Here is a 22,291-nt window from a genome sequence, read left to right as displayed (position 1 = left end):
CGATGCCGATCACCTACTGGGCGCGGGTCGAGGTCCCACAGCACGGGGACGTGATCACCGAAGCGCGCCAGTTCCCCCGGGTGCGGCTGAACGGCACCGTGAGTTTCGAGCCGATCGACTCGGGCACCCGGTTGACCGAACGGCTGAACATCGCAGCGCCCCGACTGCTTGCCGCGACGACCGAACGTGAAGCGGTGAGCGCGCACATCGCGATGCTGGCCGGCATCCGCGGTTACTTCGAAAGCCGTTAGCGGTCAGGCTAATTGCTGACGTAAGTCTTTCTTCAGCACCTTGCCGTAACTGTTCTTTGGCAGCTGTTCGATCTTGACGTATCGTTTCGGCCGCTTGAACCGGGCGATACGCGCCAGCAGATGCGTGTCGAGGTCAGCGGGATCGGCCGCGCCGACGATGAAGGCCACTACCACCTCGCCCCATTCCGGGTCCGGTGCCCCGACGACGCACGCCTCCAACACGTCCGGATGCTCGAGCAGCGCCTCTTCGACTTCGCGCGGATAGATGTTGGAGCCGCCGCTGATCACGACGTCTTTCGATCGGTCGTGCAGCGTCAGGTAGCCGCGCGCATCGAAGGAGCCCATGTCGCCGGTCCGCAGCCAGCCGTTGCGCAACGTCTCCGCGGTTGCCGCGGGATTGCGCCAATAGCCGCCCATGACAACGTCACCGCGACAGACGATCTCGCCAATCTCGCCCACCGCCGCGGGCGAGTCGTCGTCGCGGAGCACCGCGACTTCCATCCCCGAGCGCGGGTAGCCGACCGACCCGAGGACCGCGTCGTCAGCCGCCGGGTAGTCCGCTGGGCGCAACCCGGTGATCGTCATCGGCGACTCGCCCTGCCCGTAGATCTGAGCGAACACCGGCCCGAAGGCGGCCAGCGCCTTTTTGATGCTGTCCACATACATCGGGCCGCCGCCGTAGACGATGGTTCGTAGCCGACTCGGACACGCCCGGCCCGTCTCGACCACCCGCTGCACCATCGTCGGCGCAAGAAACGCGCTGCAGTCAGGATGTTGCTCGCACAGATCGAGGAAGTCGTCCGGATCGAATCCGCCGTGCTCCGGTATCACCTGACGGGCGCCGCGCGAAACATAGGCGGGAATGTAGAGGCCCGAGCCGTGTGACATCGGCGCGGCGTGTATCAGGCTGCACTCCTGATCGGGTGAATCCATATCCGCCAGGTGCGCCACCGTCATCGCCATCAGGTTGCGATGGCTGAGCATGGCGCCTTTGGACCGGCCAGTCGTGCCGCTGGTGTAGAACAGCCAGGCCAAGGTCGACGGATCGGTCCGCGGCGCCGCGGCGGGCTCGCCGGCGAACCCGTGTGAGTACTGTTCTGAGTCAACAGCTTCCACGGGATACTCGCACTCGAGCTGGGCGGCGATCGTCGGGGACGCGAAGACGTGCGAGACCTCCGCGTCGTCGAGGATCTGGATCATCTCGCGGGGATGCAGCTTATAGTTGATCGGGACGGCCACGCACTCCGCGGCCCATATGCCGAACATCAGCTCGACGATCTCGGGCCGGTTCTCGCTGGCGATCGCGATCCGCGCACCGGTCGGATAGTGCTGCCGAATCGAACCGGCCAGCCGCAGCGCACGGTCGCGCAACTGCGCCCAGGTGCAGCAGCGTTGCCGGCCGTGGTACACCGCGCCGAGATCGGGAAACCGCTGCGCGACCTGATCCAGCAGCGCAAACAGGTTCACTGCGCCGTCCACTCCGACGTCAAAGCGAACTTCGACAGATACTTCGTCGAGCTCCATCCACCGTCGACCACGATGGTCTGCCCGTTGATGAAACTGCCCCCGGGTGAACACAAGAACGCCACCGTGCTCGCCACATCCTCAACGGTGCCGAGTCGCTGATGCGGGGTCATCTCGATCTGCATTCGGCGAAACCGCGGGTCCTGCAGTCGTTCCGCAGTCATCTGTGTCTGGATCACCCCGGGAGCGACCGCGTTGCAACGGATGCCGTGCGCCCCGTACTGGCAGGCGATGTGTGTGGTCAGCGCGGTCAACCCGCCTTTGGCCGCGGAGTACGGACCGCCGCGAAGGCCGCCCACGACTGCGAAGGTCGAGGTGATGTTGATGATGGCCGATCCGGCTTCCATGTGTGGCAGCACATCTCGTGCGAGCCGAAACGGCGCCCGCAACATCACGTTGAGGAAGTAATCCAGCGTCTCGTCGTCGGTGCCGTGCAGCGGCGTCGGGTTCCCGACGCCGGCGTTGTTGATCAGGAAGTCGATCCGACCCCACTTCTCGACAGCGGCCCGAACAACGCGCGCTGGTCCGTCGTCGTCGGTCAGATCGACTGCCACCGTCTCGACGCGGTCGGGATCGCCTATTGCTGCCGCCAATTCGTCGAGGCGTTGCTCATTCCGCCCGGTGGCGAGCACGGCCATGCCGGTTTCGGCCAACTTGGTCGCACATCCGAATCCGATACCACCGGTCGCGCCGGTCACGATCGCTACTTGCATTTGACGTGCTCGCCGTCGTGAGTGACGGGGATTCCCGTGCGGCTATGCCACTTTTGGGTCGCTTCCTGCTTCATCGTCCTGAGCCTCCTCGGTTGGAGGACTTACCGGGGCTCCACCCAGACCGCTGCCGCGGCCCGGCCCATTGGTATGGGAAGCGTTTAATCTCTCCGCCCGCCCGGCGGCGAGAATGACTTCGGCGGCGTTGCGGTCCCGATCGTGTTCGGTGCCGCACGTAGGACACGTCCACTCGCGGACGTGCAGCGCAAGTTTCGCGAGCTGATGGCCGCAAACCGAACAAGTCTTGCTGGATGCCAACCAGCGAGAGACCGGATGCATGGTCCGCCCATACTTCGCGGCTTTCTCCCCAATGACCCGCCTGAACTGCCCCCAACCTGCGTCGTAGATGACCCGCGCTAGCCGGCGATTGCGAACCAGGCCCACGATATTGAGGTCCTCGACATGGATCACTTGGTTTTCGCGAACCAGCGCCAAGGCCTGCTTGTGGTGATAGTCCCGCCGGGCACGGGCAACTGCGCCATGCTGAATGGCAATCTTGCGCCGCGTTTTGTCCCTGTTCTTCGATCCCTTCTGTCGTCGAGATTTCTGCCGCTCCAATCGGCGGAGCTTGCGCAACTTGCGCTCCAAATGTCGCGGATTGGGCACATCCCAACATTTGCCGTCTGTGGTCGCGATCGTTGCCAGGCGCATAATCCCCAAATCGATCCCTGCTTCTCGAGTCGCGACCGGCAACGGGCAAGGTGGCACGTCGACGACGAAGCTCGCGTAGTAGTGACCATCGGGCTCGCGGATGATCGTGACCGAAGATGGTTGGCTGGGTAGACTGCGCGACCACCGCACACGTACCTCGCCGATCTTTGCCAAAAGCAATCGTCCGTCCGATCGCACACGGAACCCATTGCGAGTGAGCCGAAACGACTGCCGACGATCCTTGCGCGACTTGAACCGCGGCCGCCCCACTTGCCGACCCCTGCGCTTGCCCGAACAGGAGTCGAAGAAATTGCGAAACGCCCGCCGCGCATCGTTGGCTGACTGCACCAAAGCCACACTGGGAACCTCGGCAAGCCACCGCCGTTCTGAGGTTGTTTTGGCCTGGGTGATAACCCGCCGCTGCACCTCTGTGTCCGAAAGCTTTATGCCGGCCTGATAGGCCGCATCGCGGACTCGCAACGCGTCGTTGAACACCACCCGGCAGCACCCGAATACCCGAGCCAGAACCGCGGCCTGGGCGGGTTTCGGTTCGATGCGATAGCGATAACGGACCAACACAAACATAAGATAACGCGGTGCTCTGACAGCGTGGCCGATCTGCTGCCGCAGCGGTCACAATATGCCAAGACTGCAGGCTTACCAGGTATTTGTGACCGCGTATCGATGTCCAATGCCGAGTGGCGAAATGCTGACTTGGTGTCAACAGGCCACTACCGAAGTCCACGCTGAACTCGACGTGTGTCTCGACAAGCTCAGCCGCGAACCCGGCATTTTGCAGCTGCTGGTCTCCCATGCATTTACATCCGCAATCTTGACCGAGGTGCGACAACTCGACGACATATTCCGTTGGGCGAGCTGGCTGTGCTCGGTCGTCTGTTGCAGCGGCGCGGCGCGTTCGATGATCCGCCGAGCCCTCGAAGGACGAACCTGGCCGCTTGGGCCAGCATCCGATTATGCCTTGGAGCAACTGGGTATTGCTAAAGCCAGATTGAATATCAGAATTTGCGTCAATGACGACCTCAGTCATCCATCCACCTCCCTTAGGGTCGCTTGAATCTGATGCTTGAGCACCTTGCCGGCCTCGTTTCTCGGCAGCGCCTCCCAAATAGCTACCTGTTCTGGCGCTTTGAAGATGGCGACACCCCGGGACTGCAAGTAGTCGCGGAGACTCGCCACGTCGGGGCGCGCCTCGTCGGTGGGGACGATGACGGCGCAGGCCCGCTCACCGGTGCGGGCATCGGGCAAGCCGACGATGGCGATGTCCGCGACGCCTGGATGGCCGATCAGAATGTCCTCGATCTCTTTGGGTGCGATGTTCTCACCGTTGCGGATGATGAGGTCTTTGGCCCGCCCTGTGACGACGAGGTAGTCGCCGTCGACCCAGCGGCCCAGATCACCGGTACGGAAATACCCTTCACTGTCGAAGGATTCGGCTTCGTCCTCGCGGTGGAGGTAACCGACCAGCATCTGCGGGCCGCGGGCATGAATCTCTCCACCCGCACCGCGCAGGGCGATCGTCGCGAACCCGGGCCGCCCATCGGTGTCGGCGGCATGGTTCGGGTCGAGCGGAGCGCCGACCGTTGTCACCGGAACTTCGGTCGAGCCGTATACCCGGGTGACCGCCGCACGCTGGAAATAGTAGGCTGCCCGGCGGATCAACGACGGCGCCACCGATGCGCCACCGCAGACAAACAGCTTCAGCTCCGGCAGTCGGGTTCCCGCACGCTCGGCTGCCACGAGTAGCTGCTCGAGGAATGGTGTGGCTCCGGCGATATGAGTGCAGCCGCGGTCGTCAATCAGCTCGACCGCCGTGTCCGCGTTCCAGCGGTCCATCAGTACAGCCGACGTTCCCAGCAGCAGCGGACATTCGAACGCGTAGATGGAGCCGCCGATATGGGCGACCGGTGATGGGACCAGGAACCTGTCGCCGGGCTGCACCCGCCAGTGGTCATGGAGTTGGGCGATCAGCGCATGCATCGAATTATGGCTGTGCAGAACACCTTTCGGCCGACCAGTGGTCCCCGATGTGTACAACACCATCCGCACGGCATCGGGGTCCAGCGTGGGTAGCTCGGCTGCCGGCGACTTTGCCTCAGGTAGTGACGCGCCGTCGCGCACGACGACGACCTCGGGCGGGTTCTCCAGCTGCGCGACGAGCCGGATCAGCATCGCTGCGTAGTCGTGCCGCCCGAAAACCGACGGCACGAAGATCATCCGCGTGTCCGCGTCGCGCAGAATGAAGAGCAACTCGCTCTCTCGCAGCGCGGGCAGGATGGGGTTGACCACCATCCCGGCGATCGTTGCCCCCAGATAAATGACCGCGGCCTCAAGCCAATTAGGCAGCATGAACGATACGACGCTGCCGATGGTCATTCGCTCCAGCAGTGCCTGCGCCAACGCCGTCGCCTGCTCGTGCAGAGTGTGACAGTCGAGTCGATAGTCGCCGTCGATCAGCACCACGCGCTCCGGTGTGCGTTGTGCGGCATCGGCCAGCGAATCGGCCAGAGTGTCGCGCACCCACCACCCGCGCGCGTAGGCTTCCGCGGTCCGCTCGTCGTCCCAGCGGACCGTTCGTCCACCGATCAGTTTGGTGTTCGACATCGCCGCATGTGAGGTTAGCCGCGAACGCGTCGCATCGTCATCGAGTGGCGGAAACGGGATGCCGGATGCGTGTTGATCGTCAACTGGGCCACTTCGCCATCCGAGGTCGCGTAGGTGCGGTGCAATTCGAGTGCGGGGCTGCCGACCTCGACACTGAGTTGCGCGGCCAGCGTCGACGAGATCAGCACCGCCGCGATTTCCTGGCGGACCTCGACGATGCTCAACCCGAAGATGTCTTCGATCAGCGGAAAGATCGGACCGGTGTGCCGCGGCAGCAGCCGGCCCACTCCTGCGAACGCCCGATTGATGTAATACTCGGTACGGCAGACCGGAAAATCGGCGCCGTCGATCCGGCGAAAACCCTTGACGACCAACCACTCCTCGCCGCTACTCAGGCCGGTGCGGGTCGCCAGCTCGTCGTCGACGAGGACCATCCCGGTGGACTCGATCGCGAATTGTGCTCCGGTCGCGAAGGCCAGCAGGTCGTTGATCGAGACGACGTCCTGGACGTAGGAGTCCGAAGACGGACGCGGCACGACGAGCGTGCCGGCCCGTGGCCGGGATGCGACGAGGTTGTCGTCGCGCAGCCGCCTCAGTGCCTCCCGCACGGTGTACCGGCTGACCGAAAAACGTTCACACAGTTGATGTTCGGTGGGTAGCTGAGATCCCACCGGGTACACGCCGTCGACGATCTCCTTTCGCAACGCGCGCGCCACCTGCAGGTAGCGGTGGTCGGTGGGCTGGGTGTCAGTCATGGTCACGGTCCCGCCGGAATGCCAGCACGCTGCCGTCCGCGTCGGCCGACACGTACAAGGTGCCGTTCGGCCCGGTGGCGATGCCCGCGAACGGCCCTTGTGGTCCGGAAAACGGCGGCATTCCCTTCAACGGCTTGGGAACCACACCGGGCGCTGCGCCGACGGGCAACCCGGACGCGATGGTGTGCGTTGCCGAGTCCTTCAGATCCACGGCAACCAGTGTCTTGGCACCGGCGTCGACCACATACAACTGCCGCCCGTCGACCAGAATGCCCTGTGGACAGCCTAATTCGGCCGCCACCGTGTGCACGCCTGATCCGGTCAGCTTGACCACCCGGCCGGCCCCCGCCTCCGAGACCAGCCAACCGCCGTCGGGTGCGACCGCCACCCCGAGCGGGTCATTGAGCCCGGACGCGATCACCTCCACCCGACCGCCGCGGATCGAGATCACCCGGCCGGTCCCGAGTTCGGCGGCTGCGACCGTACCGTCCGGTGCGATCGCCACACCGTAGAGTTGATCGAATCCATCTGCCAGGACTTCGCTTTCGCCGCTGGCCGGCCGATACCGCGATACCTGACCACCGGACGTGGTGACGACGAACTCTCCGGGTCCCGACGGAGTCAACCCCCGCAGGAACCCCGGATATCCCGGGGTGAACAGCATGCCCACGGTATGCAGCGTGTGATCGGGTAGCAGCAGGTAAAAGTACGTGCCGTCGGCGATGTAGAGGTTGCCGTCGGAGCCGACGGCCAGATCCAGCGGCCAATTCAATCCGCCCGGCAGCACGGTCTGAGTCATTCCGCCGGCAAGAATCTCGGTGATCTCGCCGGTGAAGTTCGAGACGAACAGCCGACCGTCGACGAAGGTCAGGTTGTCCAGGCCGGGATTGAGATCGGCCAGCACCGTCTGCCGGCCGGTGCGCGGATCGATACGCAGCACCTGGCCGCTGTGCACCTGGGTCGAGACGATCTGGCCCGCCGCATCGAACTTCACCGAGTCGGGCACGCCCAAACCTGAGGCGACAGTTTCGGGCGCACCGCCGTCCAGCCCGATCCGCCAGATTTCGTTGGCACCCATCACCGGGAAGTACAGCAACCCGTCCGGGCCGACTTCCATGGCGTTGGGTGACGGGACGTTCTCCAGCAGCACCCGCGGCTCGCCGCCGGCAAGGTCGAGCTCGAGAAGCCGTCCGCCCTCGCGGCATTCGCCGATGAACAACCGGCCCCGATGAACGGTGATTCCGTTGGCCGATGGGACATCCCCACGCAGCACCCGGGTGGTTCCGTCGGCGCTGCGCACGCTGACCCGACCGTCCATCACCTCGGTTGCGTACAGATCGCCTTGCGGGCCGAAGGCCACATCGTCGGGCGCGATGATGTCCCCGCCCTTGGGGCTGATGGTCCCCAGCTGACCGGTGCCGACGTCCAGCGCGCTGATCTGGCTGCCGGTCACCTGCGCGATGTAGATCCGGCCGTCGGGGCCGGTCCGCAGGCCGTTGGCGCCGAACAGCCGGCTGGGCGGGGTGAGTCGCTCCACGTGCCAGCCCTCGGCGAGGGTGGGTGACACCCCGGCGCCGGAGCGCCCTTCGTGCAGCAACATCGGTGTTGACCTCCGGGGCCGTGGCGTCGAGGCGGTTTCAGCCGGTGACGTTAGCAACCGAGCCTGGTCCAGACAATAGGTAAGGAAACCTCGGCGCAGACCACTTGACGCTTAGCCATTTGCAGAGAATCATATTCTCGATTATGCGCATCTTGCTACCTTGTCCGGACAATAGGTGGACGAATCGTCAACGTGGTCGATAACCTGCTCAGTCTCGAGGGACGCGTGGTGGTGGTGGCCGGGGCCGCCGGTGGCGGCATCGGCACCACCGTGACGCGGATGGTCGCCGAAGCCGGTGCGACGGTCGTCGCGGTGAGCCGGTCCAAAGAAAATCTGGATGACCACGTCGTCCCACTGATCCAGCGCGGACTGTCGATCGTTCCGGTCGCCGCCGATGTCGCGACCGAGGAAGGTGTCGCCGCCGCGATCGAGCACGCCCAGCGGGCCGATGGCGAACTACACGGCCTGGTCAACGTGGCCGGCGGGGCAGCGCCGGAAACCTGGATGCCGTCAACCCGGGTGAGCCGCGGCGACTGGCGCGACCTGTTCACCCAGAACCTGGAGACCGCGTTCTTCATGAGCCAGGCGGTGGCCGCGGAATTGAAGGCCGGCAAACGCCACGGGTCGATCGTGTCGATCTCGTCGATCAGCGGAATGAACACTGCGCCGTTCCACATCGCCTACGGCACGGCCAAGGCGGCGGTCGCGGCGATGACCCGCACCATGGCCGTCGAGCTGGCTGGCGACGAGATCCGGGTGAACGCCGTGGCCCCGGGGGTGACCGCCACCCCGGCGTCGCTCACCTACGTCGACGACGATGCCGAGCGTGATCGCCGCGCCATCGCGATGGGCCGGCGCGGCAGGCCGGAGGAAATCGCAGGCGCCATCCTGTTCCTGCTGTCCGACCTGTCCAGCTACATCACCGGCCAGACCCTGCTGGTGGACGGCGGCCTGGACCTCAAGTGGACGCACCTGGGCGCTGACAACACGTCACTTTTTCTCAAGGACGACTCCTTCCGAGCTGCGATAAGGAGCATGGAATGACCGACATCGAAGTCGAAGCGGCCGAACAACTTTCCGCGCCGGCGACAATCGGCGTCGAGGCATATCTTTCCGAAGACTACGCCCGCGCCGAGCGGGATAGGCTGTGGCGCAAGGTGTGGCAACAAGTCGGCCGGGTCGAGGATTTGCCGAAGGTCGGCAGCTTCCTGACCTACGATATCCTCGACGACTCCGTCATCGTCGTGCGTACCGGACCGGAGACGCTCAAGGCCCACCACAACGTCTGCATGCACCGAGGCCGGCGGCTGGTCGATACGCCTGAGCGCGCGAAAAGCGCTTGTGGGCACAAGAAGTCGTTCGTGTGTGGGTTCCACGGCTGGACCTACGACCTGGACGGCGGCTGTACACATATCCCCGAGCGACAGGACTGGCAGGACTCGCTGACGCCGCAGAACACCCACCTGGCCCCGGTGCGCGTCGACACCTGGGGTGGCTGGGTGTGGATCAACCTGGATCCACACTGCGAGCCGCTTCGTGATTATCTCGAGCCGGCCGCCACCATGCTGGATCCGTTCGGCTTGCAGAACATGCGGGTCAAATGGCGTAAATGGCTGACCTTCCAATGTAATTGGAAGGTCGCGATCGAGGCGTTCAACGAGACGTACCATGTCGCGACCACGCACCCGCAGTTCAACAAGTTCGGTACATTCCGCGGCTGGGCGAAAGCGCAAGGCAAACACAGCAATATCGGCTACGACGCGCCCAAGGATCTCACCGAGACCAAGTCAAAGATCCGGCTCGGATCCGGAGATCCGCGGATCTCGACGGCCGAGATGCAGGTGTACACACTGGAGGAAACCAACGCCACCACGACCAAGACTCTGGTGGAAGCTGCGAAGCGACTGGCCGACGAACTTCCCGAAGACACCCCGCCCGACCAAGTGCTGAGCCATTGGCTCACCTCGGCGCGCAGCGACGACGCTGCCCGCGGTGTGGTGTGGCCGGTCATCGATCCCGAGCATCTGGCCAAAAGCGGCACCGCGTGGCAGATTTTCCCGAACTTCCAGATCGGCCAGGGTTTGACAACGGCGCTGTGCTACGGCGCGCGGCCCAACGGCTACGACCCCAACAGCTGCATCTTCGAAGCGGCTTGCTACGAGCTCTACCCCGAAGGCGAAGAGCCGCAGACCGAATGGGTGTACCTGGAAGCCGACGATCCCGACTGGCGCACCGTCTTCCCGCAGGATTTCTCCAACATGGCCGCCGTACAGCAAGGCATGAAATCGCTTGGTTTCACCGGAACTAAGCCCAACCCCTACATGGAACGCAGCACGGTTAACCTCCATTGCCAGCTGTCGAAATACATGGGTACCGGCGAACCGCAGGAGCTTTGAGATAGATGACAATGTTCGAGACATGCGGCCCGACGCAGACGCCGGATGGCATCGATATCGATGCGCTGCGCGAGAAGTACTTATCCGAGCGTGATAAGCGGCTGCGTCCAGAGGGCTCGAAACAGTACTTGGAACTCAAGGACGACTTCGCGGAGTTCGCCGAGGTTGATCCTCACACGCCCGTGACGCCGCGCACCCCGATCGACGCAGACATCGACGTGGCGGTGCTCGGCGGTGGTATCACCGGGCTGCTAGCGGGTGCTTACCTTAAGAAGTCCGGCGTCGAAGACGTGCACATCATCGAGATGGGCGGCGACTTTGGCGGCGTCTGGTATTGGAATCGTTTCCCGGGAATCCAGTGTGACAACGACGCCTACTGTTACATCCCGCTGCTGGAGGAACTCAATTACGTTCCCTCCAAAAAGTTCGCCGACGGTTCCGAAATTCATGAACACTGCCGCCGTATCGCAAAGCATTTCGGACTCTACGACGGCGCCATCTTTTCCACCCAGGTTCGCTCGGCGCGCTGGGATGAGACGATCAAGCGCTGGCGGTTGAGCACAAACCGCGGTGACGACGTTCGTGCCCGTTTCCTGGTGATGGCACAGGGTTCGTTCAATCGGCCGAAGCTGCCTGGCATCCGCGGTCTCAAGGACTTCAGTGGACATATGTTCCACTCCGCGCGCTGGGACTACGACTACACCGGCGGGGATTCCAACGGCGGTTTGCACAAGCTGCGTGACAAACGCGTGGCGCTTGTCGGTACCGGTGCAACCGGAGTGCAGCTGGTTCCCCACTTGGGCCGAGATACCAAGCACCTCTATGTCTTTCAGCGCACTCCGTCATCGGTGGACGTGCGGGGTAACGAGCCGACAAACCCGCAGTGGGCGGCGTCGCTGCAGCCGGGCTGGCAGGAACAGCGCAAGCGCAACTTCCACCGCTGGTCGCCGTTGGGGGAAGGCGCAGTGTTCGACGAGCCCGATATGGTGTGTGATTTCTGGACCGAACTCGGGCGCAACCTGACCGCGCGTATCGCGGCCGCCGATGATCCCACGGCACTGTCCATCGAGCAGATCATGACGTTCCGCGAAGAAGAGGACTACAAGGTCATGGAGCGGTTGCGGCGGCGCGTCGAGGAGCTCGTCGACGACCCGGAGACCGCCGAAGCGCTCAAACCGTACTACCGGTTCATGTGCAAGCGGCCCTGCAGCAATGACGAATACCTGCCGACGTTCAATCGGCCGAACGTCACGCTGGTTGACGTTTCGGAATCCAAAGGGGTGGAACGACTCACCGAGAAGGGGATTGTCGCCAACGGCGTTGAGTACGAAGTCGAGTGCGTCATCTTCGCCAGCGGTTTCGAGATCACCACCGACATCGGCCGTCGGTACGCCGTCGATGTGATCGAAGGCCGCGACGGCCTGTCACTGTTCGATTACTGGCGCGACAGCTACAAATCACTCCATGGGATGACCAGCCGAGGCTTCCCCAACCAGTTCTTCACCGGCTTCATTCAAGGCGGCGTGGCAGGGAACACCACCGCGATGCTCGAACAGCAGGCCGAACACATCGCCTACATCATTTCCGAAGCAATAGCGCGCCGCGCCACCACCGTCGAGCCGAGCCAGGAAGCGCAAGACAATTGGGTCACGACGATCCGCGAAACCTCAATAGACAGCTCGGAATTCGCGGTCTCGTGCACGCCCGGCTATTACAACAACGAGGGCGGCGGTGGCGGCGAGGGCATCCGCTCCGCGATCGGCGATCCCTACATGCCGGGCTTCTATGTGTTCGACGACTTGCTCAGGGAATGGCGTGCAAAAGGCGACCTGGACGGTCTGGTACTTGAGAACATAGATGGCTGACTCGAGGTTCGACGGCAGGGTGGCGGTAGTCACCGGGGGCGGACGAGGGCTCGGCCGCTCGTACGCACTCCTGCTCGCATCGCGGGGAGCGAAGGTCGTCGTCAACGACCCTGGCGGCAGCCTCGATGGCGAGGGCGTGGACTCCGGGCCCGCCGAGTGTGTGGTCAGTGAGATCGCAGCGGCTGGAGGACAAGCCGTCGCCTGCACCGAGTCGGTGAGCACCCCCGTTGGCGGCGCCGCGATCATCCAGACAGCGCTCGAGCACTACGGCCGCCTCGACATCCTGATCCACAATGCCGGCAATGTCCGGGACGGCTCCCTGAAAGAGATGAGCTACGAAGATTTCGACGCCGTGCTCGACGTGCACCTGCGCGGCGCGTTCAACGTTGTGCGGCCGGCATTTCCGCTCATGTGTGAGGCGGGCTACGGCCGTATAGTGCTGACGTCGTCGATAGGCGGCCTGTACGGAAACCACAACGTGGCCAATTACGCGGCCGCTAAGTCCGGCGTGATCGGGTTGTCCAATGTCGCGGCGCTCGAAGGCGCCGCCGAGGGTGTGCGGTGCAATGTGATCGTGCCGGCCGCGGTGACGCGCATGGCCGAAGGCATCGACACATCGGCCTATCCACCAATGGGTTCGGAACTCGTTGCGCCCGTGGTGGGTTGGCTGGCGCACGAGTCCTGCTCGGTGACTGGTGAACTGTTCATCGCGCTGGCGGGTCGGGTGGCGCGAGCGGTCATCGCGGAGAGTCCGGGCGTGTGCCGGTCGTCGTGGACGATCGAGGAGGTCAGCAGCCATCTGGATGCGATTCGAAAGGTAGAGGCGCCGCTGGTTTTTCCAGTCGTGCCTGACGGCCATGACCAGCACATCCGCTACAGCTTCGAACTGGCCCACCGGTCAAACGATCGAGGCGCACTCCATGGCTAGCTCGACGAGGACGGGACCGCTGGCCGGTGTGCGGGTGATCGACCTCACCGCGATGGTGATGGGACCGTACTGCACGCAGATCATGGCCGACATGGGCGCCGACGTGATCAAAGTAGAACCCCCGCAAGGCGATAACACCCGCTACATCTCGGTGGGTCCGGCGCCGGGCATGAGTGGAGTGTTCGTCAACGTCAATCGCGGCAAGCGCGGCATCGTGCTGGACCTGCAAACCGACGCCGGAACGCGGGCGCTGCGCGCACTTGTTGAGACCGCCGATGTATTTATCCACTCGATGCGCGCCAAAGCGATCGCCAAGCTCGGCTTCGGCTACCAGGACGTCGCCGCGATCAACCCGGAGATCGTCTACACCAATTGCTACGGGTACGGGCGGCGCGGACCCGGCCGCGACCGGCCCGCCTATGACGACACGATCCAGGCCGAATGCGGCCTGCCCGCGGTACAACAGCAACTGACCGGCGAGGCCGACTACGTCGGAACCATCATGGCCGACAAGGTCGCCGGATTGACCGCGCTGTACGCGACGACCATGGCGTTGTTTCACCGCGAGCGCACCGGGGAGGGGCAGGAAGTCGAGGTCGCCATGTTCGAAACCATGGCCTCGTTCATGCTCGTCGAACATGCCAACGGCGCCCTGTTCGACCCGCCGCTGGGGCCGGCGGTGTACCCGCGTACCGTGGCCCCCAATCGGCGTCCGTACCGCACCAGTGATGGCCACATCGCCGCACTGATCTACAACGACAAACACTGGAACGCTTTCATGAACGCGGTGCAGCCGCCGTGGGCCAGTGAGCTGTATTCGACGCTGGAGCAGCGTGCACACCAGATCGACACCGTGTACGGATTCGTGGCCGAGACGATGAAACAGCGCACGACGCAGGAGTGGCTAGCGCTGTTCGGCGAACTCGAGATACCGGCCGCGCCCCTCAATACGCCCGGTGACTTGTTCGACGATCCGCATCTCAATGCCGTCGGCATGTTTGAAACCGTGGACACCCCGCACGGACCGGTGCGCTTTCCGGGCGTACCCACCTGGTTCTCTCGGACACCGGGTCGCGTTGCGGGACCGGCGCCAGAGCTGGGAGCCGACACCGCAGAAGTGCTCGCCGAAATTGGCACGAGCAGTCCCGCGCAAGCGGGCGGTGCCCACAGCAAAATCGCCCGAAATAGCCTGCCAGTGGGTGATTTCGCAGTCCCCCGCAAGCGGGCGGTACCCCCAGTTCGCGAAGTAAAGGAGTTCTGAATATGGCCGTGCCGGTATACAAACGCATCCTCGACCTGTTCGAGGCCGAGGGTGTGAATACCCTGTTCGGTATCCCAGACCCGAACTTCGTGCACATGTTCGCCGAGGCCGACGCTCGCGGGTGGTCGGTGGTCGCGCCGCATCACGAGCTGAGTGCGGGATTCATGGCCGAGGCGGCGTCGCGGATGACGGGTAAGCCCGGCCTGTGCATCGGAACGCTCGGCCCCGGCGTGGCCAACATCTCCGGCGCGATGATGTGTGCGCTCGTGGAGAACTCGCCGGTGATCTTCCTCGGCGGCCAGCGCGCCCGCATCACCGAGCGCCGGGTCCGGCGCGGACGAATCCAGTTCGTCCAGCAGGAAGGCCTTTTCACGCCGTCGGTCAAATACAGCAGCTCGATTGAGTACGCCGATCAGACCGACGAGATCATCCACGAGGCGATCCGCCGGGCCATGTCGGGCACACCCGGTCCGGCCTACATCGAGTACCCGTCGCACGTCATTCTCGAGGAGCTCGACGTGTCGGATCCGCTGCCGCCCAACCGATATCGGCTCGTCAACCAGACGGCGGGTGAGAGCGAGGTGGCCGATGCGGCTGAGTTGATCCGCGCGGCGGAGAGCCCGATCCTGTTGGTCGGACACGGTGTTCACACGTCGCGCACCGGTGCGGCGGTTAAGAAGCTGGCCGACCTCATGCAGTGCCCGGTGATTCAGACCTCCGGCGGCACGTCGTTCATCGACGGTCTCGAGGATCGCACCTTCGCCTACGGGTTCTCGCCGGCGGCGGTCGAGGCGGTGGTGAAATCCGACCTGTGCGTCGCGCTCGGCACCGAGCTCGGCGAACCGAGCCACTACGGCAGGACCCGCCACTGGGCGGAGAACGATGCAAAGCGTAAATGGGTTCTGGTCGAACAGGATCCGGTGGCTATCGGTGTCAACCGTCCCATCGACGTCCCCCTGGTCGGTGACCTTCGGGGTGTGGTGCCTCAGCTGGTGAAAGCGCTCGGTGATAATCCGAGAAAGGCATCGGTCGATCTCGACCGCTGGATCAAGGAGGACGCGGCGGAGCTGGCGCAGCTCGCCGATAACGCGCCGACGGGCCGGACGCCGGTACACCCGGCGCGGTTCGTCGTCGAGGCCACCAAAGCGTTCCCGAAGGACGGGATCATGGTCCGCGACGGTGGCGCCACCGTGATCTTCCAGTGGACCTACTCGCAGGCCAAACCGCGCGACGTCATCTGGAACCAGAACTTCGGCCACCTCGGCACCGGGTTGCCGTATGCAGTCGGAGCGTCGGTTGCCGAGGGCGGTAAGCGCCCGGTGATGTTGCTGACCAGCGATTCGGCATTCCTCTTCCACATCGCCGAGTTGGAAACCGCTGCGCGGCAGAAGCTTCCGCTGGTCTGCGTGGTGGGTGTCGACCACCAGTGGGGGCTAGAGGTGGGCGTCTACAAGCGCACCTTCGAGCAGCCGTCGCCGCAGCCGGGCGTGCACTGGAGCAAAGACGTCCGCCTCGACAAGGTCGCCGAGGGCTTTGGCTGCCACGGCGAGTACGTCGAGAAGGAGGACGAGATCGGCCCGGCGATCCAGCGGTCCTACGCGAGCGGCAAAACCGCCGTTGTCCACGTGTGCATCGATCCGAAGGCCAACTCCGAGGAGATGCCCAAGTATGACGAATTCCGCACCTGGTATGCCGAAGGCACCCAGTAAGAGAAGGATGATTTGATGCGCGAATACCTGAAGTTCTTCATCGACGGACAGTGGGTCGACCCGTTGCGGCCCAATGCTTTCGACGTGGAAGATCCGGTAACGGAAAAGGTTTCCGGGAAGATCTCGCTGGGGTCGGCGGCCGATGTCGACGTGGCGGTGAAAGCCGCCCGGCGAGCCTTCACCGCCTGGTCGCAAAGCACCCGCGAGCAACGCCTGGACCTGTTGCAGGCCATCCTGGATGAATACCAGAAGCGTGCCGACGATCTCGCCGAGGCGGTCACCGAGGAAATCGGAGCGCCGCCCTCGTTGGCCGCTGGGCCGCAGGTCTTTCTCGGCATCGGCCACCTGACCACGGCCATCGACGCGCTGAAGAACTTCGCGTTCTCCGAACAGCACGGGGCGACCCTGATCGCCAAGGAACCGATCGGGGTCTGCGGTTTGATCACGCCCTGGAACTGGCCGATCAACCAAGTCGCGGTCAAGGTCTACCCGGCGTTGGCGACCGGCTGCACCGTCGTCCTGAAACCTTCGGAGGTCGCTCCGTATTCGCCCTACATCTTCGCCGAGATCCTGGACGCCGCGGGCGTGCCGGCCGGGGTGTTCAACCTTGTCAACGGCGATGGTGCGGGCGTGGGTGCGGCCCTGGCGAGCCATCCCGACATCGACATGGTGTCGTTCACCGGCTCCACGCGCGCCGGTGTCGAGGTGGCCAAGGCTGCCGCTCCGACCGTGAAGCGGGTGACCCAAGAGCTCGGCGGCAAGAGCCCCAACATTGTGCTCGACGATAGTGGCTTTGCCGAGGGCGTCAGCGCCGGCGTGGCCAACATGATGCCGAACTCCGGTCAGAGTTGTAACGCGCCGTCACGCATGTTGGTCCCGAAATCGCGTATGGACGAGGCCATTACGATCGCTCGCAAGGCAGCCGAGCAGGTCAAGGTGGGCGGCGACGATGCGACGGCGATCGGGCCGGTGGCTTCGAAGACGCAGTTCGAAAAGGTTCAACGCCTGATCGAGAAGGGCGTGAGCGAGGGCGCGACCGTGGTTGCGGGAGGCACGGGACGACCGGCGGGGCTGGACAAGGGGTATTACGTCAAGCCGACCGTCTTCGCGAACGTCACGAACGATATGACGATTGCGCGTGAGGAGATCTTCGGGCCGGTGTTGTGCATCCTCGGCTACGACGACCTCGACCAGGCAGTGGAAATCGCCAACGACACCGAATACGGCTTGGCGGGTTTCGTTTCGGGAGCCGACCTCGAGAAGGCTCGCGAGGTGGCTCGCAAGATCCGGGCCGGTTGGGTGACGATCAACCATGCCTTCGACATGAACGCGCCATTCGGCGGCTACAAGCGCAGTGGCAACGGTCGAGAGTGGAGTGAGTTCGGCTTCCACGAGTATTTAGAGGTCAAGAGCACGTTGGGATACGCGCCCGAATAGCCGCGCAGCCATCAAGGGAGATCGCTATGAAGTGTCGTGCCGCTGTGCTGCGCGGGGTTGGCGAGGACTGGGAGATCCGCGAGGTTGATCTCGATCCGCCCCACGCCGGTGAAGTCCTGGTGCGGATGGCCGTTGCCGGCATCTGCCACTCCGATGACCACCTGGTTACCGGCGACGTATTGCCGACCCCCGAGGTGCGGGCCTCAACCGGTATCCCGGAGCCGGACTGGTTCCCGATGCTCGGTGGTCACGAGGGCGCTGGTGTCGTCGAAGAAATCGGGCCGGGCGTGACGACGGTGCAGCCGGGGGACCACGTAGCGATGTCCTTCATCCCCGCGTGCGGCAGTTGCCGGTTTTGTGTGAACGGTCAGAGCTACATCTGCGATGCCGGCGCAAGCTTGTTCTCCAGGGAGATGCCAACCGACGGAACATGTCGCCGGCATCTCGGCGACGAAAACCTGATGGCTTACGGTCAACTCGGCACATTCGCCGAATATGCGGTCCTAACGGACAGGTCCGTCATCAAGATCGACGACACGATCCCATTCCATGCTGCCTCACTGGTGTCGTGCGGCGTCAGTACCGGCTGGGGCTCCGCAACGGTTTCGGCGGGCACCGAGCCCGGTGACACCGTCGTCGTCATCGGTACCGGTGGTGTCGGGATGAATGCCCTGCAAGGGGCGCGTGCGGCCGGCGCGACCTATGTCGTTGCGGTGGACCCGATTGAGTCCAAGCGGGATTCGGCCAAGATCTTCGGCGCCACGCACAGCGCCGTCTCGGCCGAGGAGGCGATACCGCTGGTGGCCGACATCACCGCCGGCGTGATGGCCGACCGCGTCGTCGTGACCGCCGGCGTTGTGCACGTGGACTTGATCCCGTTGGCCATGAGGCTGCTTCGCAAAGGCGGGACATGCGTGGTCACCGGCATCACCCCCTATACCGAGCCCGTGGTGCCGCTGATCCTGCAGGAGATGGTGCTGTCGGCCAAACAACTCAAGGGTGCGCTCTACGGCGGGATGAATCCGCGCACCAGCGTGCCGTTGCTGTTGTCGATGTATCAGGCAGGTGCTTTGAAACTCGACGAGCTGGTCACTCGGCACTACGAGCTCGACCAGATTAACGAGGCGTTCGCGGACCTGCGGGAAGGACGCAACATTCGCGGCATCATCGATTTCGCCGGGCTTTAGGGCCGAAGCGGCAGCCGCCCAGGGTTCCGTCTAGCGTCCCTCGCCGCCCGCGGTCGGAGTTGCCGGGCGGACAGCATCTTTCGGCTCTGGCCGCGTCGTGTCTGCGGCTGATGAGGCCGGTGCGCCCCTAAACTAACGCCTGCACCAGCAGGGAGGGGCACCCGAGTATCGGCGGCAACAAAGCCACCGACCAGGAAACCGGTCGGCGCGCTGGAGAGGTGAACATGGAACCGGCCGGGGCGTACCCCGTGCCGGTTCATTGTGCTGGGAAGCCCCGATGGGTCGCCGCGCCGCCGGCGAGCCGGTTGCCCACCCGCAGGGCGCGCGACGACGGTGACCGCCCAGACCGCCGTCCGGGTATTCGTGCGCTCGATGGCGTGCGCGCGGTGGCGGTCGCTCTGGTGCTGGCCGACCACGGCGGCATCCCCGGTATGGCGGGCGGATTCCTCGGCGTCGACGTGTTTTTCGTGCTGAGTGGTTTCCTGATCACCTCCCTGCTGCTGGACGAGCTGGGCCGCAGCGGTCGTATCGACCTGGCGAACTTCTGGATTCGACGGGCCCGCCGGTTGCTGCCGGCGCTGGTGTTGATGGTGCTGACCGTGGCCGTCGGGCGTCAACTCTTTTCGCCCGAAGCGATCGTGGGTTTGCGCGACGATGCCGTCGCCGCATTCTTGTGGGTGGCGAACTGGATGTTCGTCGCCGACAAGACCGGTTACTTCGCGCAGGGTGCGCCGCCGTCACCACTGCAGCACGCCTGGTCGCTGGGCGTGGAGGAGCAGTACTACATCGTCTGGCCGCTGGTGCTTGTCGCGGTGGCCGTGGTTCTGGCGGCGCGAGCACGTCGGCAGGACAACCGGGCCACCCTCGGCGGCGTCCGCTTGACGGTGTTCCTGCTGGCCACGTTCGGGGCGCTGGGATCGGCCGTGACTGCCATCGTGCTCGCCTCCGATGCAACGCGCGATCGGGTCTACTTCGGCACCGACACCCGGGCCCAGGCCCTGCTGGTGGGTGCGGCGGCGTCGGCGTTGCTGGTCGGCGATTGGGAGTCGCTCAATCGCGGATGGTCGCTGATTCGTTCGCGGTGGGGCAGGTGGGTCGCCAGGGTGCTTCCGGTCGTCGGCCTGGTGTTGTTGGGGGTGGCCGTTCACTACGCCACTGGCAGCGCCCGCGAATTCCGCAGCGGCCTGCTGATCGTGGTCGCCGTCGCGGCGGTGCTGGTGATCGCCCCGGTGGCACTGGATCAGCGCGGACCCGTCGCCACCGTGCTGGCTTGGGGTCCGCTGGCCTGGCTGGGCAGCATCTCCTACGGCGTCTACCTGTGGCATTGGCCGGTCTTTCTGGTGCTCAACGGCCAGCGAACCGGATGGCACGGCCTCTCGTTGTTCGCCGTCCGGTGCGCCGCCACGCTGGCGGTCTCGGTGGTGTCGTGGTGGGCGATCGAGCAGCCGGTGCGAAAGTGGCGACCGGTGCAGGTGCCGCTGCTGCCGCTCGCCGGAGCGACCGCGGCAACCGCCGCGGCGGTGACGCTGCTGGTGGTTCCGGTCGTGCACAAGCCCGGCGTCAGCGCTTTGGACGCCAGCCTTCCTCCTGGTGTATCGCCGGTCGCGGTCGTGTCGCCGTCGCCTCTACAGGGAGTCCGGCCCGCACGGGCCGTCGCGAAGCGAGACCCGCGGCGGCCGTTCACTGTTTCGGTGTTCGGCGACTCGATCGGCTGGACGATGATGCACTTCCTGCCGCCGACCCCCGGGTTCCAATTCATCGATCACACGGTGATCGGCTGCAGCCTGGTGCGCGGCGGCCCGTACAGCTACCTGGGCCAGGCCCTCGACCAGAAAAGCGAATGCGAATCCTGGCCGGGCCGGTGGACATCGCAGATCACCGTCGACCAGCCCGATGCCGTCCTGCTGGTGATCGGCCGCTGGGAGACCGTGGACCGGGTCAATGAGGGACGGTGGACTCACATCGGGGATCCGGCCTTCGACTCCTACATCGGCGCCGAGCTGCGGCGTGCGGTGGACATCCTCAGTTTCAGCGGTGCGCCGCTGACCGTCGCGAACCTGCCGTACAGCAGGCGCGGTGAGCGGCCGGACGGCAGCCTGTATCCCGAGGATCAGCCTGCGCGGGTGGACGAATGGAACACCATGCTGGGCAAGACCATTGGCAATCGCCCGGATGTGCGGATACTGGACTTCAAAAAGAAGCTGTGTCCTGACGGCGCCTACACCGCCAAAGTCGACGGCATCCAGGTCCGCAGCGACGGCGTGCACCTGACCGAGGAAGGCGTGCAGTGGCTGACGCCCTGGCTCGAGGAATCGCTGCGCCCGCGGTGACTAAACGCCGGCGTGACAGCTGATCTCCATGCTGTCACTCTCCCGGGCGGCGAAATTGACGCTGACATAGCCGTTTTCGCTGTCGCGGACGTAGTCGAGGTAGGGCTTCACGTCGGCCATCTCGGTGTTGTCGGCGACGACGAGAGCTCCGGGTGACAGGCGCCCCTCGAGCAGTTTGATCACCGGGAGATACAGCTCTTTCCAGCCGTCGAGCAGCACGAAGTCAATCGGACCGTCCACGCTCTCCAGGGTGGAGAGCGCGTCCCCGCGCAGGACGGTGATCACGTCGTCGAGTCCGGTTTCGGCGAATGTCTTTGTCGCCGCCGCGATCTTGCTCTCGCTGAGCTCGGTGGTCACCACCTGGCCGCTGCCGTTGTCGCGCACCGCCGATGCCAGATGCAGCGCCGAAATACCAAACGACATACCGAATTCCACGATGGTGGTTGGACGTGTCGCCCGCACCAACGAGTACAGCAGTCGGCCGGCCTCCGGTGTCACGGGGATGTAGAAGTCGCTCATCGCGTCGGCGCGTTCCTGCGCGGTCCTCGCCGTCGACATGTCGGGGCGGATCGCGCGCAACTGTGACATCTGTTCGCGCGACTCGGTATACATCCGTTCAAGCGTTTCGGCGACTCGAGGATCTTGCAGTGTGGTGGCCATGGCGTCGAGCCTAGCCACGCGGCCATCGAATTGGTCTCCACCCTGTTTGACGAGCACTGATAGCGGTGGGAGGATGGACCGTGCAAGCACCTCGGTAGGTGAGGCGTCTGCACGGATACAGGCCACTGACCCCGAACGTCGAGAGACGCCCCGGGTCAGGACAGCTCTTCCCGGCCTAAGGGTTGAGCCCAAGTGGCTTCCGGATGTAACACCGGATACGCCGTGCAGTGCCGAAGCTCCGACGATGGGGGTGCATCGCCGTCAGGCGCCAACCCCCCGTCATGCGTGCACTTGTGGTGACACCCCCGTGTGTCCTGGCCGTGAGGAGGTGAGGGCGATATGAGT

General features: G+C 64.5%; 17 protein-coding genes, 1 pseudogene and 1 riboswitch. Of the genes and pseudogenes, 11 read left to right on the top strand and 7 right to left on the bottom strand.

Translation table 11 applies throughout. The features are described from left to right. Positions 1-251 (top strand): annotated as a pseudogene (locus VGH54_RS11150) (SRPBCC family protein); the annotation flags it as partial. A 3-nt stretch (positions 252-254) separates the two neighbouring features. Here the strand turns inward: VGH54_RS11150 and VGH54_RS11145 are convergent. From VGH54_RS11145 to VGH54_RS11135, 3 genes are read right to left on the bottom strand one after another with little or no spacing between them, the layout of a single operon-like run. Next, entirely contained in the window at positions 255-1,730 is a 1,476-nt protein-coding gene (locus VGH54_RS11145) for an AMP-binding protein (RefSeq protein WP_331512041.1), read from the bottom strand. Further along, positions 1,715-2,488, bottom strand: a complete 774-nt coding sequence (locus VGH54_RS11140) for an SDR family oxidoreductase (RefSeq protein ID WP_331512038.1) — start codon at positions 2,486-2,488, stop codon at positions 1,715-1,717. The genes VGH54_RS11145 and VGH54_RS11140 overlap by 16 nt, the downstream gene beginning before the upstream one ends. A 42-nt stretch (positions 2,489-2,530) precedes the next feature. Continuing rightward, positions 2,531-3,781: an RNA-guided endonuclease TnpB family protein gene (locus VGH54_RS11135; protein WP_331512036.1), complete on the bottom strand. Its 1,251-nt coding sequence runs from the start codon at positions 3,779-3,781 to the stop codon at positions 2,531-2,533. A 106-nt stretch (positions 3,782-3,887) separates the two neighbouring features. Between VGH54_RS11135 and VGH54_RS11130 the strand changes: the two genes are divergently transcribed. After that, positions 3,888-4,271: a hypothetical protein gene (locus tag VGH54_RS11130; RefSeq protein WP_331512035.1), complete on the top strand. Its 384-nt coding sequence runs from the start codon at positions 3,888-3,890 to the stop codon at positions 4,269-4,271. Here VGH54_RS11130 and VGH54_RS11125 read toward each other — a convergent pair. Genes VGH54_RS11125 through VGH54_RS11115 form a run of 3 tightly spaced genes read right to left on the bottom strand, consistent with a single transcriptional unit; the run spans position 4,241 to position 8,173 of the window. Continuing rightward, on the bottom strand, positions 4,241-5,818 hold the full coding sequence (locus VGH54_RS11125; RefSeq protein WP_331512034.1) for an AMP-binding protein: 1,578 nt from the start codon (positions 5,816-5,818) through the stop codon (positions 4,241-4,243). The genes VGH54_RS11130 and VGH54_RS11125 overlap by 31 nt on opposite strands. 14 nt (positions 5,819-5,832) lie before the next feature. Further along, positions 5,833-6,573 carry a GntR family transcriptional regulator gene (locus tag VGH54_RS11120; protein WP_331512033.1) on the bottom strand — a complete coding sequence of 247 codons (741 nt, stop codon included), beginning with the start codon at positions 6,571-6,573 and terminating at the stop codon, positions 5,833-5,835. Beyond that, positions 6,566-8,173, bottom strand: a complete 1,608-nt coding sequence (locus VGH54_RS11115) for an SMP-30/gluconolactonase/LRE family protein (RefSeq protein WP_331512032.1) — start codon at positions 8,171-8,173, stop codon at positions 6,566-6,568. The genes VGH54_RS11120 and VGH54_RS11115 overlap by 8 nt, the downstream gene beginning before the upstream one ends. Positions 8,174-8,365: 192 nt before the next feature. Here VGH54_RS11115 and VGH54_RS11110 point away from each other — a divergent pair, with 192 nt between their 5' ends. The 9 genes from VGH54_RS11110 to VGH54_RS11070 all read left to right on the top strand — a co-directional run bounded on the left by VGH54_RS11110 (position 8,366) and on the right by VGH54_RS11070 (position 21,286). Next, the gene (locus tag VGH54_RS11110) at positions 8,366-9,217 is read left to right on the top strand and encodes an SDR family oxidoreductase (protein WP_331512031.1); all 852 of its coding nucleotides are present in this window, start codon (positions 8,366-8,368) and stop codon (positions 9,215-9,217) included. After that, complete coding sequence (locus VGH54_RS11105; RefSeq protein ID WP_331512030.1) at positions 9,214-10,569, top strand: aromatic ring-hydroxylating dioxygenase subunit alpha; 1,356 nt, start codon at positions 9,214-9,216, stop codon at positions 10,567-10,569. Before VGH54_RS11110 ends, VGH54_RS11105 begins: the two co-directional genes overlap by 4 nt. Before the next feature lie 5 nt (positions 10,570-10,574). Continuing rightward, positions 10,575-12,434: an NAD(P)/FAD-dependent oxidoreductase gene (locus VGH54_RS11100; protein WP_331512029.1), complete on the top strand. Its 1,860-nt coding sequence runs from the start codon at positions 10,575-10,577 to the stop codon at positions 12,432-12,434. After that, entirely contained in the window at positions 12,427-13,362 is a 936-nt protein-coding gene (locus VGH54_RS11095) for an SDR family NAD(P)-dependent oxidoreductase (RefSeq protein ID WP_331512028.1), read from the top strand. The genes VGH54_RS11100 and VGH54_RS11095 overlap by 8 nt, the downstream gene beginning before the upstream one ends. A gap of 19 nt (positions 13,363-13,381) precedes the next feature. Next, entirely contained in the window at positions 13,382-14,623 is a 1,242-nt protein-coding gene (locus VGH54_RS11090) for a CoA transferase (protein WP_331512040.1), read from the top strand. Between the two features lie 2 nt (positions 14,624-14,625). Beyond that, positions 14,626-16,332 (top strand): thiamine pyrophosphate-binding protein, encoded by a 1,707-nt coding sequence (locus VGH54_RS11085; RefSeq protein WP_331512027.1) that lies wholly within the window; start codon positions 14,626-14,628, stop codon positions 16,330-16,332. Between the two features lie 15 nt (positions 16,333-16,347). Continuing rightward, entirely contained in the window at positions 16,348-17,769 is a 1,422-nt protein-coding gene (locus tag VGH54_RS11080) for an aldehyde dehydrogenase family protein (RefSeq protein ID WP_331512026.1), read from the top strand. Positions 17,770-17,795: 26 nt separating this feature from the next. After that, positions 17,796-18,956, top strand: coding sequence for an NDMA-dependent alcohol dehydrogenase (locus VGH54_RS11075; protein WP_331512025.1), 1,161 nt, complete (start codon positions 17,796-17,798; stop codon positions 18,954-18,956). Positions 18,957-19,204: 248 nt separating this feature from the next. Then, the gene (locus tag VGH54_RS11070) at positions 19,205-21,286 is read left to right on the top strand and encodes an acyltransferase family protein (protein WP_414688690.1); all 2,082 of its coding nucleotides are present in this window, start codon (positions 19,205-19,207) and stop codon (positions 21,284-21,286) included. Here the strand turns inward: VGH54_RS11070 and VGH54_RS11065 are convergent, their stop codons facing one another. Further along, a complete protein-coding gene (locus tag VGH54_RS11065) occupies positions 21,287-21,946 on the bottom strand; it encodes an O-methyltransferase (protein WP_331512024.1) in 660 nt (219 codons plus the stop codon). 83 nt (positions 21,947-22,029) lie between these two features. After that, positions 22,030-22,203: riboswitch (M-box (ykoK) riboswitch) on the top strand. Positions 22,204-22,291 lie beyond the last annotated feature (88 nt).

The organism is Mycobacterium sp., assembly GCF_036488105.1.
Classification (GTDB): Bacteria; Actinomycetota; Actinomycetes; order Mycobacteriales; family Mycobacteriaceae; genus Mycobacterium.
This window is presented reverse-complemented; position numbering and strand designations above follow the sequence as displayed.

What these genes read in the sequence shown, in the direction of transcription:
- VGH54_RS11100 (WP_331512029.1), top strand. Translation starts at nt 10,575, where the DNA reads ATGACAATGTTCGAGACATGCGGCCCGACGCAGACGCCGGATGGCATC.
- VGH54_RS11115 (WP_331512032.1), bottom strand. Translation starts at nt 8,173, where the DNA reads ATGTTGCTGCACGAAGGGCGCTCCGGCGCCGGGGTGTCACCCACCCTC.
- VGH54_RS11105 (WP_331512030.1), top strand. Translation starts at nt 9,214, where the DNA reads ATGACCGACATCGAAGTCGAAGCGGCCGAACAACTTTCCGCGCCGGCG.
- VGH54_RS11095 (WP_331512028.1), top strand. Translation starts at nt 12,427, where the DNA reads ATGGCTGACTCGAGGTTCGACGGCAGGGTGGCGGTAGTCACCGGGGGC.
- VGH54_RS11140 (WP_331512038.1), bottom strand. Translation starts at nt 2,488, where the DNA reads ATGCAAGTAGCGATCGTGACCGGCGCGACCGGTGGTATCGGATTCGGA.
- VGH54_RS11080 (WP_331512026.1), top strand. Translation starts at nt 16,348, where the DNA reads ATGCGCGAATACCTGAAGTTCTTCATCGACGGACAGTGGGTCGACCCG.
- VGH54_RS11065 (WP_331512024.1), bottom strand. Translation starts at nt 21,946, where the DNA reads ATGGCCACCACACTGCAAGATCCTCGAGTCGCCGAAACGCTTGAACGG.
- VGH54_RS11075 (WP_331512025.1), top strand. Translation starts at nt 17,796, where the DNA reads ATGAAGTGTCGTGCCGCTGTGCTGCGCGGGGTTGGCGAGGACTGGGAG.
- VGH54_RS11135 (WP_331512036.1), bottom strand. Translation starts at nt 3,781, where the DNA reads ATGTTTGTGTTGGTCCGTTATCGCTATCGCATCGAACCGAAACCCGCC.
- VGH54_RS11130 (WP_331512035.1), top strand. Translation starts at nt 3,888, where the DNA reads ATGCCGAGTGGCGAAATGCTGACTTGGTGTCAACAGGCCACTACCGAA.
- VGH54_RS11085 (WP_331512027.1), top strand. Translation starts at nt 14,626, where the DNA reads ATGGCCGTGCCGGTATACAAACGCATCCTCGACCTGTTCGAGGCCGAG.
- VGH54_RS11125 (WP_331512034.1), bottom strand. Translation starts at nt 5,818, where the DNA reads ATGTCGAACACCAAACTGATCGGTGGACGAACGGTCCGCTGGGACGAC.
- VGH54_RS11120 (WP_331512033.1), bottom strand. Translation starts at nt 6,573, where the DNA reads ATGACTGACACCCAGCCCACCGACCACCGCTACCTGCAGGTGGCGCGC.